The sequence below is a fragment of the Streptomyces sp. IBSBF 2435 genome (genome assembly GCF_036815005.1).
Taxonomy (GTDB): Bacteria; Actinomycetota; Actinomycetes; order Streptomycetales; family Streptomycetaceae; genus Actinacidiphila.
In genome coordinates, this window is record NZ_JAJSYW010000401.1 from 1 (window position 1) to 622 (window position 622).

Sequence of the window (622 nt, forward strand, 5' to 3'; positions counted from 1 at the left end):
GTTTCGGCGGCGCGGCGGTATTCGGCGTTGATCCGCTGGGCTTCTTCGAGTTGGTCTTCGAGGATGACGATGCGGCAGGCGGCTTCGATGGAGGTGCCGCGGTCGACGAGTTCGCGGGCTCGGGCTGCGATGCGCAGTTGGTAGCGGGAGTAGCGGCGGTGGCCGCCCTCGGATCGCAGCGGGGTGATGAGGCGGGCTTCGCCGACGGCGCGCAGGAAGCCCTGGGTGGTGCCGAGCATCTCGGCGGCGCGGCCCATGGTGTAGGCGGGGTAGTCGTCGTCGTCAAGGCGGCCGAACGAGTCGTCTGCTGTCATCGCACCTCTCTGTGGAACGCGTGGAGGGGCCCTGGTGCCGTATGCACCAGGGCCCCGAAGGAACTGCTACACCATCTGCCGGCCGTCGTACTGCGCCGGCCTTCTGTTTCCGCGGACCCGACCGGAATGCTGTCGGGGGCGCGGGGATCGCGGTTGCTTGACCGGAGACCACCTCACTATCGATGTCCTGCGGTACCCGGGCTCAAGACGTCCGCCCGGGCGATCCTGATGGCGCTTGGGCTCCTCCGTTCTTCCCTCTGGGATCACTCACTTGCCGAACGGATACTGCGCACTGCACTTGCGGATAC

At 67.4% G+C, this 622-nt stretch carries 1 protein-coding gene; it reads right to left on the bottom strand.

Annotation, left to right across the window (positions count from 1 at the left end; translation table 11 throughout):
• The coding region (locus tag V7E46_RS33685; protein WP_333771948.1) for a MerR family transcriptional regulator at positions 1–314 on the bottom strand (314 nt) is incomplete at its 3' end.
• Positions 315–622 lie beyond the last annotated feature (308 nt).